The sequence below is a fragment of the Streptomyces barkulensis genome (genome assembly GCF_002843305.1).
Taxonomy (GTDB): Bacteria; Actinomycetota; Actinomycetes; order Streptomycetales; family Streptomycetaceae; genus Streptomyces; species Streptomyces barkulensis.
The window spans coordinates 17,008-32,566 of sequence record NZ_PGSG01000009.1 but is presented as its reverse complement, the minus strand read 5'-3'; the positions used below and the strand labels follow the sequence as shown (position 1 = coordinate 32,566).

The 15,559-nt window shown below is 74.5% G+C and carries 11 protein-coding genes and 1 riboswitch; of the genes, 8 read left to right on the top strand and 3 right to left on the bottom strand.

Annotated elements, in window-relative coordinates; translation table 11 throughout:
* Positions 1 to 135 precede the first annotated feature (135 nt).
* A riboswitch (cobalamin riboswitch) is annotated at positions 136 to 188 on the bottom strand.
* Positions 189 to 696: 508 nt separating this feature from the next.
* From CUT83_RS01890 to CUT83_RS01870, 5 genes are all read left to right on the top strand, one after another.
* Positions 697 to 2,280 carry a peptidoglycan-binding protein gene (locus tag CUT83_RS01890; protein WP_101254123.1) on the top strand — a complete coding sequence of 528 codons (1,584 nt, stop codon included), beginning with the start codon at positions 697 to 699 and terminating at the stop codon, positions 2,278 to 2,280.
* Positions 2,281 to 2,550: 270 nt separating this feature from the next.
* The gene (gene lanKC / locus CUT83_RS01885) at positions 2,551 to 5,247 is read left to right on the top strand and encodes a class III lanthionine synthetase LanKC (RefSeq protein WP_101254291.1); all 2,697 of its coding nucleotides are present in this window, start codon (positions 2,551 to 2,553) and stop codon (positions 5,245 to 5,247) included.
* Positions 5,244 to 5,369 (top strand): SapB/AmfS family lanthipeptide, encoded by a 126-nt coding sequence (locus CUT83_RS01880; protein WP_093654844.1) that lies wholly within the window; start codon positions 5,244 to 5,246, stop codon positions 5,367 to 5,369. The genes lanKC and CUT83_RS01880 overlap by 4 nt, the downstream gene beginning before the upstream one ends.
* Positions 5,370 to 5,528: 159 nt before the next feature.
* The gene (locus CUT83_RS01875; RefSeq protein ID WP_101254122.1) at positions 5,529 to 7,361 is read left to right on the top strand and encodes an ABC transporter ATP-binding protein; all 1,833 of its coding nucleotides are present in this window, start codon (positions 5,529 to 5,531) and stop codon (positions 7,359 to 7,361) included.
* 86 nt (positions 7,362 to 7,447) lie between these two features.
* Entirely contained in the window at positions 7,448 to 9,313 is a 1,866-nt protein-coding gene (locus CUT83_RS01870) for an ATP-binding cassette domain-containing protein (protein ID WP_101254290.1), read from the top strand.
* Positions 9,314 to 9,465: 152 nt separating this feature from the next.
* On the opposite strand, the gene CUT83_RS01865 is transcribed toward CUT83_RS01870, so the two are convergent.
* Both CUT83_RS01865 and CUT83_RS01860 read right to left on the bottom strand, forming a co-directional pair.
* Positions 9,466 to 10,071, bottom strand: a complete 606-nt coding sequence (locus CUT83_RS01865) for a response regulator transcription factor (protein ID WP_173915006.1) — start codon at positions 10,069 to 10,071, stop codon at positions 9,466 to 9,468.
* Between the two features lie 157 nt (positions 10,072 to 10,228).
* Entirely contained in the window at positions 10,229 to 10,849 is a 621-nt protein-coding gene (locus CUT83_RS01860; protein WP_101254121.1) for a TetR family transcriptional regulator, read from the bottom strand.
* A gap of 304 nt (positions 10,850 to 11,153) precedes the next feature.
* Between CUT83_RS01860 and CUT83_RS01855 the strand changes: the two genes are divergently transcribed.
* The 3 genes from CUT83_RS01855 to CUT83_RS01845 all read left to right on the top strand — a co-directional run bounded on the left by CUT83_RS01855 (position 11,154) and on the right by CUT83_RS01845 (position 14,446).
* Positions 11,154 to 12,503 (top strand): glycosyltransferase family 4 protein, encoded by a 1,350-nt coding sequence (locus CUT83_RS01855; protein WP_101254120.1) that lies wholly within the window; start codon positions 11,154 to 11,156, stop codon positions 12,501 to 12,503.
* A gap of 90 nt (positions 12,504 to 12,593) precedes the next feature.
* Positions 12,594 to 13,382, top strand: coding sequence for a class I SAM-dependent methyltransferase (locus CUT83_RS01850; protein ID WP_101254119.1), 789 nt, complete (start codon positions 12,594 to 12,596; stop codon positions 13,380 to 13,382).
* Positions 13,379 to 14,446 (top strand): prenyltransferase/squalene oxidase repeat-containing protein, encoded by a 1,068-nt coding sequence (locus tag CUT83_RS01845; RefSeq protein WP_101254118.1) that lies wholly within the window; start codon positions 13,379 to 13,381, stop codon positions 14,444 to 14,446. The genes CUT83_RS01850 and CUT83_RS01845 overlap by 4 nt, the downstream gene beginning before the upstream one ends.
* A gap of 122 nt (positions 14,447 to 14,568) precedes the next feature.
* On the opposite strand, the gene CUT83_RS01840 is transcribed toward CUT83_RS01845, so the two are convergent.
* Positions 14,569 to 15,534 carry a DUF5336 domain-containing protein gene (locus CUT83_RS01840; RefSeq protein WP_101254117.1) on the bottom strand — a complete coding sequence of 322 codons (966 nt, stop codon included), beginning with the start codon at positions 15,532 to 15,534 and terminating at the stop codon, positions 14,569 to 14,571.
* Between the last annotated feature and the right edge of the window lie 25 nt (positions 15,535 to 15,559).

Sequence of the window (15,559 nt, the reverse complement as noted above, 5' to 3'; positions counted from 1 at the left end):
CGCACGGGGCACACCGGGCTCGGCTCCGCATTCCTCGACGGTGCCGGTCCGGGGCCGCGCCCCGCCGTGCGGCGGGGACGGCTCCGGGAGCCTTGCGTGCCCGGGCGGGTGCTCCGGCTGTACGGCGGACGGGTCGGTGTCCGCCCGCTCACGGTTGCGGGTCAGCGCCGGATTCGCACCGGCTTCCCCCACTCGGGCACAGGACGTTTCGCGGTTCACTCTAACGGGCGCGGTTCCGGCCGGGCCGCAGGTGGGAGCGGGATCACACCGGCGATCCGGCCCGTGGCGCGCGACGGGGTGTTCCGGCACGGTTCTCCCATCCGTTCCGCAGCCCTTTCCAGTGGTTCACACCAAAGAACTCCCATGGTTCCCGGCGCATTTCGTTGACGCGCGTAGCACGGATCCGCCAGTCTCTGCGGGGGCGCGAATACCCCCGGCGCGGGGACGGTCGCGCCGGGGGTCGTCCGCGCAGGCGGTGACGGCCGTCCGGGCGGCCGGATGCTGCCTTTCGGGCCCTTTCCGGCCTTTTCCGGGTCCCTGTGCGGAATTCCTGTCCGCGATGGACGGGAATCGCCGGGGAAATCCGGGAAATTATTGACGTGTACATGTCTTTCAAGGTAGGAATTCCTTCCGACCACCGGCGTGAGCGAGCGGCAGACGCTCACCCCCCACGCGCATGGCTGACCGGGAGGAAGAATGTTCCGACGCCTCACCACCTGGAGACGGGCGGGCACACCCGTGCTCGCCACCGCGGCCGCCGCGGCGCTGATCGCCACCGGCCAGCCCGCGAACGCCGCCGCCCCCGCCGAACCGGACCCGCGCGCCCCGGTGAACCGGGCCTTCGAGCGGGCGGCCGACGAGTTCCAGGTCCCGCGCGACCTGCTGGTCGCGGTGGGCTACGGGGAGACCCATCTGGACGGCCACGGCGGCGAACCCAGCCACGCGGGCGGCTACGGCGTGATGCACCTGGTCAGCAACCCCGAACGCCGCACCCTGGAGAAGGCCGCCGCGCTGACCGGCGAGCCGGCCGCCGATCTCAGGAAGGACACCGCCGCCAACATCCTCGGCGGCGCCGCCGTCCTGCGCTCCTACGCCGACGAGCTGGGCCTGGACACCGCCGACCGCCGCGACGCGGACGCCTGGTACCCGGTGGTGGCCCGCTACGGCGGCGCGGACGACGAGCGCACCGCCCGGCTGTACGCCGACACCGTCTACGACTTCCTGGAGGACGGCTTCAGCGCCCTGACCCCGGCCGGCGAACGGGTCACCGTACGGCCCAGGGAGACCGAGCCGGAGCTCGGCCGCTACGCGAAGGTCCGGCCGCTGGGCGCCTCGTCCGAGGCGGGCGCGCTGAGCGCCGACTACCCGCCCGCGCGGTGGGTGGCGGCGCACTCCAGCAACTACACCTCCGGCCGCTCGTCGTCGATCACCCATGTGGTCGTCCACGTCACCCAGGGCTCCTACGCCGGCTCGATCAGCTGGTTCCAGAACCCCAGCTCCAACGTCAGCGCCCACTACGTGATCCGCTCCTCGGACGGCGAGGTCACACAGATGGTCCGCGACCGCGACACCGCCTGGCACGCCAAGTCCGGCAACCCGTACTCCATCGGACTGGAGCACGAGGGCTACGTCGACAACCCCTCCTGGTTCACCGACGCCATGTACCGCTCCTCGGCCGCCCTGACCCGCCACCTGTGCGACCGCTACGGCATCCCCAAGGACCGCTCGCACATCGTCGGCCACGTCGAGGTACCGGGCAACGACCACACCGACCCCGGCCCCAACTGGAACTGGACCTACTACATGCAGCTGGTCCGCGACGGTGACGCCACCGCCCCCGTCCAGCTGAACTTCACCTCCTACAGCACCCTGCGCAGCGGCTCGACCGGCGCCCAGGTGAAGGCGGCCCAGCAGTTGCTGAACGACAGGGGCTTCGACGCCGGCGCGGTGGACGGCGTCTTCGGCTCCGGCACCGAGAGCGCGGTGCGGGCCTTCCAGCGCAGCCGCGCTCTGACCGCCGACGGCGTCGTGGGCGCCCGCACCTGGACCGCCCTGCTGTCGGCCGGCACCAAGCCCCTCCTGAAGCGGGGCGGTTCGGGCGCGGACGTGGAGCGGCTGCAGCGCTCCCTGACCGCCGCGCTCGGCCGCACCGTGGGCATCGACGGCGCCTTCGGCCCGAACACCGAGACCGCCGTGCGCGACTACCAGAGCAGCCGCGGCCTGACCGTGGACGGCATCGTCGGCAGCGGCACCTGGGGTGCGCTCCAGGCCGGCCGCTAGGCCCTGCCCTACAGGTCCTGCCCGCCAGGGCCTGGCCCGGGCCGCCCGGGAACCCTCGCCGGGCCCGCCACGTCACACCGGTCCGCACCGCCGCCCGGCGGTGCGGACCGGTGTTTCCCCACACGCCCGCGACGCCCTTTCCCGGCACGGAAATTACTCGTGAGTTCCTCACAGCCGACTCATGACAGCTGTGACTGTTGCGCCCCTTCGGCGCCATGGAAAGGTCTTCCCCAGACGCCGCCGGTGACCGAGAAGGCCGAAGGGGGAACGATGAGCAAGGGCTACGCCGTCTTCTGCGACGCGGACCGCCACTTCTACGACGCCCCCCACCGCCTCCCGGACGAGACCGGACGGGCCGGCACCTACGAGGCCGCCCGCCGCCCGGCCCCCGGAGGCTGGCAGCGCCACCGCTCCGGCGACTGGTTGGCCCTGCGCCCGCTGGACGCCGAACTCCCCGCCCAGGGCTGGAAGATCCACGTCTCGGCCTGCCTGGACAACGCCGAGCGGATCCTGGAGAAGGTCTGGGACTACTGCGTCTCCCGGGGCGTGGCCTTCAAGTTCATGCCCAGCCGCTACCTGCTGCACAACCGCAACGCCAAGTACGCCGACCGCGGCGCCAGCGGCAAGTTCGTCACCGTCTACCCGGCCGGTGAAGAGCAGTGCCGCACCATCGCCGAGGACCTCGACGCGCTGCTGGCCGGCGAGAGCGGCCCGTACATCCTCAGCGACCTGCGCTGGGGGAACGGCCCGGTGCACGTGCGCTGGGGCAGCTTCACCGAGCGGCACTGCTACGAGGACGGCGAGCTGCGTCCCGCCGTCGAGGACGCCGAGGGCCGCCTGGTGCCCGACCGCAGGGACCCGGCCTTCCACGTCCCCGACTGGATCACCCTCCCCGACTTCCTGCGCCCCCATCTGGAGGCCCGCGGCGCGGCGAAGGTCGCCGACATCCCCTACCGCATCGAGAAGGCACTGCACTTCTCCAACGGCGGAGGCGTGTACGTCGGCACCGACACCCGCACCGGCGAGAAGGTCGTCCTCAAGGAGGGCCGCCCCCACGCCGGCCTCGCCGCCGACGGCGCCGACGCCGTGACCCGCCTGCGCCGCGAGAAGGAGGCGCTGGAGAGGCTGTCGGGCCTGCCCCAGACCCCCGAGGTGCGCGACTGGTTCCAGCTCGGCGACCACTGGTTCCTGGTGCTGGAGTACGTCGACGGCCGGCCGCTCAACAGCTTCTTCGCCCTGCGCCACCCGCTGATCGAGGCGGACCCCGGCCCGGAGGCGATCGCCGAATACACCGAGTGGGCCCTGCGCGTCCACCGGCTGGTGGAGGAGGCCGTCGAGGCCGTCCACGCCCGCGGTGTCGTCTTCAACGACCTGCACCTGTTCAACATCATGGTCTCCGAGGACGAGCGGTCGGTGACGCTGCTGGACTTCGAGGCCGCCGCCCACATCGACGAGGGCCGCCGCCAGGTCATCGCCAACCCGGGCTTCATCGCCCCCGCCGACCGCAGGGGGTTCGACGTCGACCGCTACGCCCTGGCCTGCCTGCGCATCGCGCTCTTCCTGCCGCAGACCAGTCTGCTGGCGATCGACCGGGGCAAGGCGTCGCACCTGGCCGAGCTGGTGGCCGAGGAGTTCCCCGTACCGCGCGAGTTCCTGGACGAGGCCGTGGCGGAGATCCTCCGCGGCTGGGAGCCCCCGGAGCCGGACGGCGCCGGGCGCGGGCCGGGCGGCACGGCCCGGGAGGGGACGGCGGGCGCCGCGACGGACGCGCCCGGGCGGGGCTACCTGCCCGTCCACCCCGCCGACTGGCCGCGCAGCCGCGACTCGATGGTGCGGGCGATACTCGCCTCGGCCACCCCCGAACGCGAGGACCGCTTCTTCCCCGGCGACATAGCCCAGTTCGCCGCCGGCGGTGGCGCCTCCTTCGCCAACGGCGCGGCCGGCGTGCTCCACGCCCTGGCCGCCACCGGCGCCGAGAGGTGCTGGGCCGCCGAGGACTGGCTGCTGCGCAGGACCAAGGAACCCGCCTCCGGCACCCCGCTGGGCTTCTACGACGGACTGTCCGGCGTCGCCTGGACCCTGGAGCGCTTCGGCCACACCGACCGGGCCCTGGAACTGGCCGGGACGGTCGTGGAGCAGCCCTGGGACGATCTGGCGCCCGACCTGCACGGCGGGCTGTCCGGCATCGGCCTGGCGCTGGACTGGCTGGCCGCCTCCACCGGAGAGAGCGCCCTGCGCGAAGCGGCGCTGCGCTGCGCCCGCCTCGTCGCCGACAAGGCCGGGCGCGAGCCCGGGCGCGGACCCCGCGCCGGGCTGCTGTACGGCTCGGCCGGCCAGGCCCTGCTCTTCCTGCGGCTGTACGAGCGCACCGGCGAGCCCGGACTGCTCGACCTCGCCGCCGACGCCCTGCGGCGCGACCTCGACCACTGCGTGATCAGCGCCGGCGGCGCCCTCCAGGTGGACGAGGGCTGGCGCACCATGCCCTACCTGGGCGAGGGCAGTATCGGCATCGGGATGGTGCTGGACGACTACGCCGCCCACCGCGACGACGAGCGGTTCGAGCGGGCGCGGCACGACATCGTCAAGGCCGCCCGCTCCAGGTTCTACGCCCAGCCCGCCCTGTTCCGGGGCACGGCCGGGATGATCCTACACCTGAGCCGCACCACCGTCGGCGACCCCGGCTCCCACGAGGCCGACCTGCGCCGCCAGATCGCCTCGCTGACCCGGGCCGCCGTCCCGTACCAGGACCTGCTGGCCTTCCCCGGCGAGCAGATGATGCGCCTGTCGATGGACATCGCCACCGGCACGGCCGGCTGTCTGCTCGCCCTGGGCAGCGCGCTGCACGAGACCCCCGTGCACCTGCCCTTCCTCCCGCCGCCCCCGAGGCGGCCCCAGAGCCGGTCTCTCGTCAGGGAGGCCGTACCGGAAAATCCCGTCCCCACGGAAACGAAAGGAACAGAGAAATGACGCTTCTCGACCTGCAGACCCTGGAGACCTCCGAGGACAAGGGCACCGTCGCCGGCGGCGGCTCCGAGGCCAGCCTGCTGCTGTGCGGTGACAGCTCCCTGAGCGTCACCACCTGCCGCTGACCCCGGCGCCGCGGGGTCTGACCTCGCGGTGGTGAAACGGTCGACGCGGTCCCGGGCGGTCACAGCGCCCGGGACCGCATCGCCGTATCCCAGGTCTACCCCGGCCGCCCCGCGCGTACCCCCGCCGCGCCGCCCACGGACGCGAGGAGCCCACCGCCCATGGCGCCCCAGCCCGCCGCCGATCCCGCCGATGCCGATCCCGCCGCCGACAAGGCCGGTGCGCCCGGTGCGCCCGGTACCGGCACTGAGGCCGGCCGCGTCCTGACGGCCGCGATCCGCCACAGCGCCGGGCGCGCCACGGCGATCTGCCTGCTCGCCACCGCGTCCGCCGCCGCGACCATCGCCCTGCCCGCCGCACTCGGGCACACCCTCGACCTGGCGCTGGACGGCGCCGGGGAGGCCGCCCGCTGGACGGCGCTGTGCGCACTGCTGGTCGCGGCCGAGGTGCTGCTGGACGCGGTGAGCGCCCATCTCACCGGCACCACCGACGCCCGCTCCACCGCCTGGCTGCGCCGCCGCGGACTGGAACACCTGCTGGCCGTGGGCCCCCGGCGGGCGGCCCGCTTCGACCACGGCGACCTGGTGACCCGGCTGTCGGGCAACGCGGCCGAGGCCGGCGGGGCCCCCACCGCCGCCGCCACCACCGTCTCCTCGTTCATCACCCCGCTCGGCGCCCTGGCGGCGCTGGTACTGGTGGACGTCTGGCTCGCCGCCGCCTTCTGCGCCGGGGTCCCCCTGCTGGTGCTGCTGCTGCGCGCCTTCGCCCGCGGCTCCTCCGACAGCGTCTCGCGCTACCAGCGCGTCCAGGGCGAGATCGCCGCGCGCCTGGTCGAGGCGCTGGCCGGTGCCCGTACCCTCGCCGCCGCGGGCACCGCCGACCGCGAACGCGCCCGCATCCTGGCCCCGCTGCCCGAACTGGCCGCCCACGGGCGGCGGATGTGGCAGGTGTACGGGCGGGCCATGGTCGGCGGCGGCGTCCTGGTCCCCCTGCTGACGATCGCCGTCCTGGCGGTGGGCGGGGTGCGGCTGGCGGCCGGGGAGCTGAGCGTCGGCGAACTGCTGGCCGCCTCCCGCTACGCGGCCCTGGCCGCCGGGGTCGGCGCGGTCACCGGCCGGCTCGGCGCCCTGGTGCGCAGCCGCGCAGCGGCCCGCCGGGTGGGCGAACTGCTGGCCGTGCCCCCGGTCGTGTACGGTCGCCGCGCGCTGCCGCCGGAGGGCACCGGACGGCTGGAGCTGCGCGACGTCACCGCCGTGCGCGGCGGACGCGAGGTGCTGCGCGGCGTCGATCTGGTGGTGCCCGGCGGCACCACGATGGCCGTGGTGGGGCGGTCCGGTTCGGGCAAGTCCACCCTCGCCGCGCTCGCCGGGCGCCTGGCCGACCCCGACGAGGGGCGGGTGCTGCTCGACGGCGTTCCGCTGGACGGGCTCGGCCCCGCCGAACTGCGCCGCGAGGTCGGCTACGCCTTCGAGCGGCCGGCCCTGTTCGGGCACACCGTCGGCGAGGCGGTCGCCTTCGGCGCGTACGATCCGGGCCCCGCCGCCGTCGAGGACGCCGCGCGGGCGGCCAGCGCGGACGCCTTCGTCCGCCGGCTGCCCGCCGGGTACGGCACCGCGCTGGCGGACGCGCCGCTGTCCGGCGGCGAGTTCCAGCGCCTGGGCCTGGCCCGGGCCTTCGCCCACGCGGGGCGGCTGCTGGTGCTGGACGACGCCACCTCCAGCCTGGACAGCGTCACCGAACTCCAGGTGAGCCGGGCGCTGACGGGCCGGGTGCGGGCCGGCACCCGGCTGCTGATCGCGCACCGGGTCTCCTCCGCGGCCCGCGCCGATCTGGTGGCCTGGCTGGAGGACGGCCGGGTGCGGGCCGTCGGGCCGCACGAGGCGCTGTGGGAACTGCCGGACTACCGGGCGGTGTTCGCGGCCGGGGGCGACCCGGAGGACCGGGAGGCGTCGCGGGTCCCGGAGGCCCGCGCCGCGGCGGAGGAGAGGCGGTGAGCCCGGTGGACCCGGTGAACCCAGCGAACACGGTGGGCCCGGTGGGCCCGGTGGACCCGGTGGACCCGGTGGACCCGGTGGACCCGGTGGACCGTACCGCCCCGGGCCCGGCCCGCCGCCTCCTGCCGCGCGCCGCGCGCTTCCTGCGCCGCCGCCGGCGCGTCCTGGTCCGGCTCGGTGGCTGGTCGCTGCTGGAGTCCGCGCAGACCTTCCTGGTCGGCTACGGCGTGGCCCAGGCCCTGGACCGCGGCTTCCTGGCCGGGAGCACCGGGACGGGGCTGGCCTGGCTGGCGGTGGCCGCCGCGGCGACCGTCGTCGGCGGCCTGGCGGTGCGGGGGGTCTTCCGCGGGCTGGCCGACCTCGTGGAGCCGCTGCGCGACGGGCTGCTGCGCCATGTGGTGACCCGCGCCCTGCACGGGGCGGTGGCCGAACCGGCCCGGACGGACAGTTCCTCCGTCTCCCGCCTCACCCACCAGACCGAGCTGGCCCGGGACAGCTTCGCCGGGCTGGTGCTGGTGCTGCGCTCCTTCGTCTTCACCGCGGCCGGGGCGCTGGCCGGGCTGGCCTCCCTCCACCCCCTGCTGCTCCTGGTGGTACTGCCGCCCCTGGTGCTGGGACTGCTGCTCTTCACGGCCACCCTGGTGCCGATGGCGGCGCGCCAGCGGGACTTCCTCGACGCGGACGAGGCCCTCTCCACGCGCTACGGAGCCGTCGCGGCCGGGCTGCGGGACGTCGTGGCGTGCGGCGCCGAGCGGCGCACCGCCGGTGAGGCGGACGCTCTGGTGGCCACCGAGGTGGGGGCGGCCCGTTCGCTGGCCCGGTGGGCCGCCGCGCGCACCGTGGCGCTGGGGGTGGCCGGGCATCTGCCCGTCGTGCTGCTGCTGCTGGCCACCCCGTGGCTGCTGGACCGGGGGCTCACGGCGGGCGCGCTGCTGGGCGCGCTGACCTATCTGACCCAGTCGCTGCTGCCCGCCCTGCGGACCCTGATGAGCGCCCTGGGGGCGGCAGGCACCCGGCTGCTGGTGATCCTGGACCGGCTCGTCGGCGCGGACCCGCGGCGGGAGGGCGCGCCGGCCGGCGCGAAGCCGGCCCCCGCGCCGGCCCCCGCGCCCGTACCCGCCGCCCCCGTTGCCCCCGCTTCCGCCCGGTCCGCGGCGGGCTCCCGGGTGGAGCTGCGCTCGGTGACCTTCGCCTACGGCCCCGGCGCCCAGCCGGTGCTGCGCGAGGTGGACCTCACCGTCGAGCCCGGCGAGCATCTGGTCGTCGTGGGCCCCAGCGGCATCGGCAAGTCCACTCTCGCCGCTCTGGTGGCGGGCCTGCTCACCCCCGGCCGGGGTGAGGTGCTGGTGGACGGTGCTCCGCCCCCCGCCGCCGGGAGGGACGCCGGCGAGTCGGCGCGGCGGCGTGTGCTGATCCCGCAGCAGGCGTATGTGTTCACCGGCACCCTGCGCGAGAACCTGCTCTACCTGTGCCCGGACGATCTGCCCGGCGGCCCGCCGGAGAGCGGCCCGGAGGAGAGGGTGGCCGCCTCGGTGGCGGCGGTCGGGCTCGGTCCGCTGGCCGCCGGGCTGGGCGGACTGGACGCGGTGGTCGACCCGGCCGTCCTCTCCCAGGGGGAGCGGCAGCTCATCGCGCTGGGCCGGGCCCATCTGTCGCCCGCGCCCCTGGTGCTGCTGGACGAGGCCACCTGCCATCTGGACCCGGAGGCGGAGGCGCGCGCCGAGCGGGCGTTCGCGGATCGGCCCGGCACGCTGGTGGTGATCGCCCACCGGATCAGCTCGGCGCACCGGGCCGACCGGGTACTGGTGATGGACGGCGCCCGCGCCACCGCCGGAAGCCACCGCGAACTGCTGGAGCGCTCACCGCTGTACCGCGATCTGGTGGGGCGCTGGCACACCGGCCGCGACATCCGGCCCGCCGCCCGGCCGGGCCGGGAGAGCACCCCGGCCTGAGGCCCCGTACCCGAGGCGTACCCGAGGCCCCTGCCCGGACCCCGTACCCCGAGCCCCGTACCCGGGGCCCCGTCCGGCCGGGCGCACGCGTGCCCGCGCACATGTGCGCCCGGCCGGACGACGGTCCGGTCGGGCCCTCGCTCCGCAGGCGCCTACACCCAGCCGGCGCCCTGCGATATGCGTATGGCGTCGATTCTGTTGCGCGCCCCGGTCTTACGGGTTATCGCCGACATGTAGTTGCGTATGGTGCCGTGCGAGAGGTGCAGCCGCCCGGCTATCTCGGACACCGTCGCGCCCTTGGCGGCCAGCGACAGGACGCTCAGTTCCCTCGCCGTCAGGGGCATGTCCGCGGCGCGCAGCAGATCATGGGCGAGGGACTCGTCCACGTATCTCTTGCCCGCGGCGACGTTCCGGATCCCTTCGAGTAACTTCTGCGGGGTGGCGTCCTTGTTGACGAATCCCAGGGCCTGCGCGTCATAGGCGCGGCGCAGCGCGCCGGGCCGTCCGGGAGTGGCCAGAACCAATAGCCCGCATTTTGCCGACGTCATATGCCGGCACAGCTCCGCCATGCCGGCCACGTCCGGGGCCCCGGGGCCGTCCATGTCCACGACGCACACGTCCGCCCGCAGGGCCCGGAGCCGGCCGGGATCGCTGGACCAGGGGACGTCGCGCACCTCCAGGTCGGGTGCATCGTTGAGCAACGCGGCCAGGCCGGACCGCAGCAGGCCGAAATGGTGCACCAGCAATACCTGAATCACGTTCGGATCCTCCAGTGCCCTGATCGGGGGACGGTTGTCGAACACCCGTCAACAGATACCTACAAATGGCACTGGTTAACGCAGAGTTTCGGCCAGTACCGGTAAGTAGGCGGGGGCGCTGGAGGCGGACAGGGGGCGCGCGAACCGCCGGTTCGAACTACCGGCGCACTTCACTGATCGTTTCCGCGGTGATCAATGTGCAAACCGTTTCGATGTCTTCTTGGACCTGTTCGATCGAAATACGTCCGGAAAGCCATCCGATCAGTGCCGAATGCCAGGTGTGCGCGATGACGCGGACCGCCGAGAGCCGCTTCGGCGTCGGCGCGTCCCGCGCCCCCACGGCGTCCAGGATGATCTCGGTGGTGAGCCGGGAGACCGCGTCGACCTCCGCGCCGGCCGAGCGGTCGGCGAAGGTGAACGCCCGCAGCATGGCCTCCGCCAGGTTCGGCTCCCGCTGGAGCGCGCGGAAGGCGCGCATCAGCGTCACCGCGACCCGGGCGGCGGGCTCCGGCTCCCTCGGGGGGTGCCGGTGCAGCGTCTCGTGCAGCCGCTCCAGCTGGTCGTGCATGGTGGCGACCAGCAGATGCACCTTGGAGGGGAAGTAGCGGTAGAGCGTGCCCAGCGCGACGTCCGCGCACTCGGCGACCTCGCGCATCTGCACCGCGCCGAAGCCCCCGCGCCGGGCCAGCCCGGTGCTGGCCGCCAGGATGCGGCGGCGGCGCGCCTCCTGGCGCTCGGTGAGCGCGGGGGCGGAGGGGAAGCCGGGATGTGCCGTCAAGTCTCTCCTGCCGTCTGTCCCGTCGGGCCCGGGCGGCCACCGCCGCGGACCCGGGCCGCAAGGGGCCCGGAAGGCCGCATCCTCGCAGGGCGGAGCCGTGGCGTGAATCACCCGGACCGGCTCGGTCCGGAACTTCTACCGGCCGGTAATCTTGCGAGCCGGACCCGCCCCGCCCCCCGAGGCGGACGGGCCCGGGCGCGGGCCGGGCGTGCCCGGGGCATCATTGAAACTTGTTCCAGAATATCGCCGGCGGTTACGCTCCGGCGGAAAATCGCCGCGAGGACCTTCGAGAAGGGGGCCGTGAGTGACGGCAGAGGCCACCTGGGGCGCCGCGCCCGGACCCCTGGCGGGCGAGGCCGCCGACGGCGGCCGGCCGCTGCGGATCGCGCTGCTCACCTACAAGGGGAACCCGTTCTGCGGCGGCCAGGGCGTCTATGTGCGCCATCTGTCGCGCGAGCTGGCCCGGCTCGGCCACCGCGTCGAGGTGATCGGAGCCCAGCCCTACCCCGTACTGGATCAGGAGGACGGCCTGCCGGGTCAGGTCACCCTCACCCGCCTGCCCAGCCTCGACCTCTACCGGCAGCCCGACCCCTTCCGCACCCCGAAGCGCGGCGAGTACCGCGACTGGGTCGACGCGCTGGAGGTCGCCACCATGTGGACCGGGGGCTTCCCCGAGCCGCTGACCTTCTCGCTGCGCGCCCGCCGCCATCTGGCCGCCCGGCGCGGCGAGTTCGACGTCGTCCACGACAACCAGACCCTCGGCTACGGACTGCTCGGCCTGGACCGGATCGGCTTCCCCCTGGTCACCACCGTCCACCACCCCATCACCGTCGACCGCCGCCTGGACCTGGCCGCGGCCGAGGGCTGGAGACGCCGGGCCTCGGTGCGCCGCTGGTACGGCTTCACCCGTATGCAGAAGCGCGTCGCCCGGCGGCTGCCCACCGTGCTGACCGTCTCCGGGTCCTCCCGCCGGGAGATCACCGAGGACCTCGAAGTGCGCCCCGAGCGCATCCACGTCGTGCCCATCGGCGCCGACACCCGGCTGTTCTCGCCCGACCCGGCCGTCCCCGGGATCCCCGGCCGCATCGTCACCACATCCAGCGCCGACGTCCCCCTCAAGGGGCTGGTCCACCTCGTCGAGGCCCTGGCCAAGGTCCGCACCGAGCACGAGAACGCGCATCTGGTTGTCGTCGGCAAGCGCCCGGAGAAGGGTCCGGTGGCCGAGGCGATGGAGCGCTACGGACTCGACGGCGCGGTGGAGTTCATCAAGGGCATCAGCGACCGGGAACTGGCCGACCTGGTGCGCGGCGCCCAGATCGCCTGCGTGCCCTCGCTCTACGAGGGCTTCTCCCTGCCGGCGGCCGAGGCCATGGCCACCGGCACCCCCCTGGTCGCCACCACCGGCGGCGCCATCCCCGAGGTCGCCGGCCCCGACGGCGAGACCTGTCTGGCGGTGCCCCCCGGCGACGCCGGTGCGCTCGCGGCGGCGCTGGGCAGGCTGCTCGGCGACGCGGAACTGCGGGCGCGTCTGGGCGCGGCCGGACGGGAGAGGGTGCTGCGCCGCTTCACCTGGGAGCAGGCCGCCCGCGGCACGGTGGAGCACTACCGGGCCGCCGTCGCGGCCCGCAACCCCGCCGCGCCCGTTCCCCGCTAGCCGCAGCCCCACGCTCCCGGCCCGTCACCGCACGCACCGCCCCGCATAGCACCGCACCGCATAGCACCGCACCGAGGAAGGCAGACACCAGTGCTGACCGTGGACTTCTCCCGCTTCCCGCTCGCCCCCGGGGACCGGGTCCTGGACCTGGGGTGCGGCGCCGGACGCCATGCCTTCGAGTGCTACCGGCGCGGCGCCCGCGTCGTCGCGCTGGACCGCAACGCCGAGGAGATCCGCGAGGTCGCCAAGTGGTTCGCCGCCATGAAGGAGGCGGGCGAGGCCCCGGCGGGCGCCGAGGCCACCGCGATGGAGGGCGACGCCCTGGCCCTGCCCTTCCCCGACGACAGCTTCGACGCCGTGATCATCTCCGAGGTGATGGAGCACATCCCCGACGACAAGGGCGTCCTGGCCGAGATGGTCCGGGTGCTGCGCCCCGGCGGCCGGATCGCGGTGACCGTGCCGCGCTACGGGCCGGAGAAGGTCTGCTGGACGCTCTCCGACGCCTACCACGAGGTCGAGGGCGGCCACATCCGCATCTACCGCGCCCACGAACTGCTGGCGAAGATGCGGGGTGCGGGCCTGAAGCCGTACGGCACCCACCACGCGCACGCCCTGCACTCCCCGTACTGGTGGCTCAAGTGCGCCTTCGGGGTGAACCGGGACGGCGACGAAGCCGCGCTGCCGGTGCGCGCGTACCACAAGCTGCTGGTCTGGGACATCATGAAGAAGCCGCTGGCCACCCGCCTGGCCGAGGACCTGCTCAACCCGGTGATGGGCAAGAGCTTCGTGGCCTACGCCACCAAGCCGCACCTGCCCGCCGCCGACGCCGAGGCCGACGCCACCGAGGCCGACGCCGCCGTCGGCCGGGAGACGGCGTGACGAGCCCGGGCCGCACCGAACGGCTGGTCCTGCCCGGCGTCCTGACCGCCGAACAGGCCGAGCGGACCGTCGCGGGCATCGCCGCCCTCCAGCGCGAGGACGGCGCGATCCCGTGGTTCCGGGGCCACCACCTCGACCCCTGGGACCACGTCGAGGCCGCCATGGCGCTGGACGCGGCCGGGGAGCACGAGCGGGCCGAGGCCGCCTACCGCTGGCTGGCCGAGCACCAGAACGCGGACGGCTCCTGGTACGCCGCCTACGCAGACGGGGACGCGGCCCGCCCCACCGACCTGGGCAAGGAGACCAACTTCTGCGCCTACGTGGCCGTCGGGGTGTGGCACCACTACCTGGCCACCGGCGACGACACCTTCGTGGACCGCATGTGGCCGGTGGTCCGCGCGGCCGTGGAGTTCGTCCTGGAACTCCAGCAGCCCGGCGGGCAGATCGGCTGGAAGCGCGAGGCCGACGGCACCCCCGTCACCGACGCCCTGCTGACCGGCAGTTCCTCGATCCACCAGGCGCTGCGCTGCGCGCTGGCCCTGGCCGAGCACCGCGAGGAGCCGCAGCCGGACTGGGAGCTGGCACTGGGCTGGCTGGGCCACGCGGTGCGCCACCACCCCGAGCGCTTCCTGGACAAGGACCGCTACTCGATGGACTGGTACTACCCCGTCCTGGGCGGCGCGGTGACCGGGGCCGCGGCCAAGGAGCGCATCGAGTCCGGCTGGGACCGCTTCGTCGTCCCCGGCCTGGGCGTGCGCTGCGTGCTGCCCAACCCCTGGGTGACCGGCGGCGAGAGCGCCGAACTCGCCCTGGCGCTGTGGGTGATGGGGGAGTCCGACCGGGCGCTGGAGATCCTGCGCTGGATGCAGCACCTGCGCGCCGAGGACGGCCTGTACTGGACCGGCTACGTCTTCGAGGACGAGGCCTTCTGGCCCGAGGAACTGACCTCCTGGACCGCCGGATCGCTGCTGCTGGCCGTGGCCGCGCTCGGCGGTGACGAGGCCACGGTGTCGGTCTTCGGCGGCGAAGGGCTGCCGGCCGGGCTGGAGCCGGACTGCTGCTGAGCCGGATCCGGCCCGGCGGAAGCCGCACCGCCTCCCGCCGCACGTATACGGCAGGCCCCGCCCGGTACCGGGCGGGGCCTGCCGCGTGTCTGCTCGGATGTCCGCCGCGGGTCCGGGCGGGGTCAGCCGCGCTGGATGCCGGAGGTGTCCTGCAGAACGCCCCGGCGGCCGTCCTGCGTCTGCGCCACCAGCGCCTGGCCGCGCTGCTCCACCGCCAGGTACCAGGTGCCCGGGGCCAGTTCGGCGACCGGGGAGGGGGAGCCGTCCTCGCCGTACAGCGGCCGGGCGACCGGGACGGCGAACCAGAACGGCTGGAAGTTCGGGTCGGCCGGAGCGCCCCCGCCCGCCGGGGCCGCCTGCTGCTGCTGCGGCGTCGGCTGGCCCCCGCCGTACGGCTGCTGCGGCTGTCCCTGCATCGGCTGTCCCTGCATCGGCTGCCCCTGTGCCGGCTGGCCGGGCTGACCCGGCTGCGGGCCGCCCGGGTAGCCGTAACCGCCCTGCGGCTGCCCCTGCATCGGCTGACCGGGCTGACCGGGCTGACCGGGCTGGCCGGGCTGGGCGCCGGGGTAGCCGTAGCCGCCGGCCTGCGGGCCCGGACCGTAGGGGTTCGGGGCCTGCGGGGAGGGGGCCGGCAGCAGCGGGGCCTTGAGCGCGCCCACGGTGTTGCCCAGGACGGCGAAGGCCGCCAGGAGCAGACCGCCGATGAGGGTCAGCCAGGCGCCCGCACCCAGGTCGATGTTGCGGTTGAGGTCCAGGCCCTCCGGGTCCGGCGCGATGGTGGCGAACACCGACCACAGTGCCGCCCAGCCGACGAAGACCGCCAGCGCGGTGCCCCACTGGTCGAGGCCGAGCCCCGCCACCTTGCGCTCCCCGGGCATGATCCGCCCGAGGACGAGCAGGGCGGCCGCGATCAGCGCGGCGAGCGTCACGGTCGGCAGCAGCGGGAAGAGTGCGGGCTCCCAGCTGCTGACCGTGCAGTTCTCGGTGCAGTCGTCGGCCTTGAAGAAGGCGAGGAACGAGGCGATGAACAGCAGTACCGCTGCTCCGACAACCGCGCCATCGCTTCGGGTGAGCGAGCGGATGTTCACGTAAGATCCTTAATCGGTTTCGTCA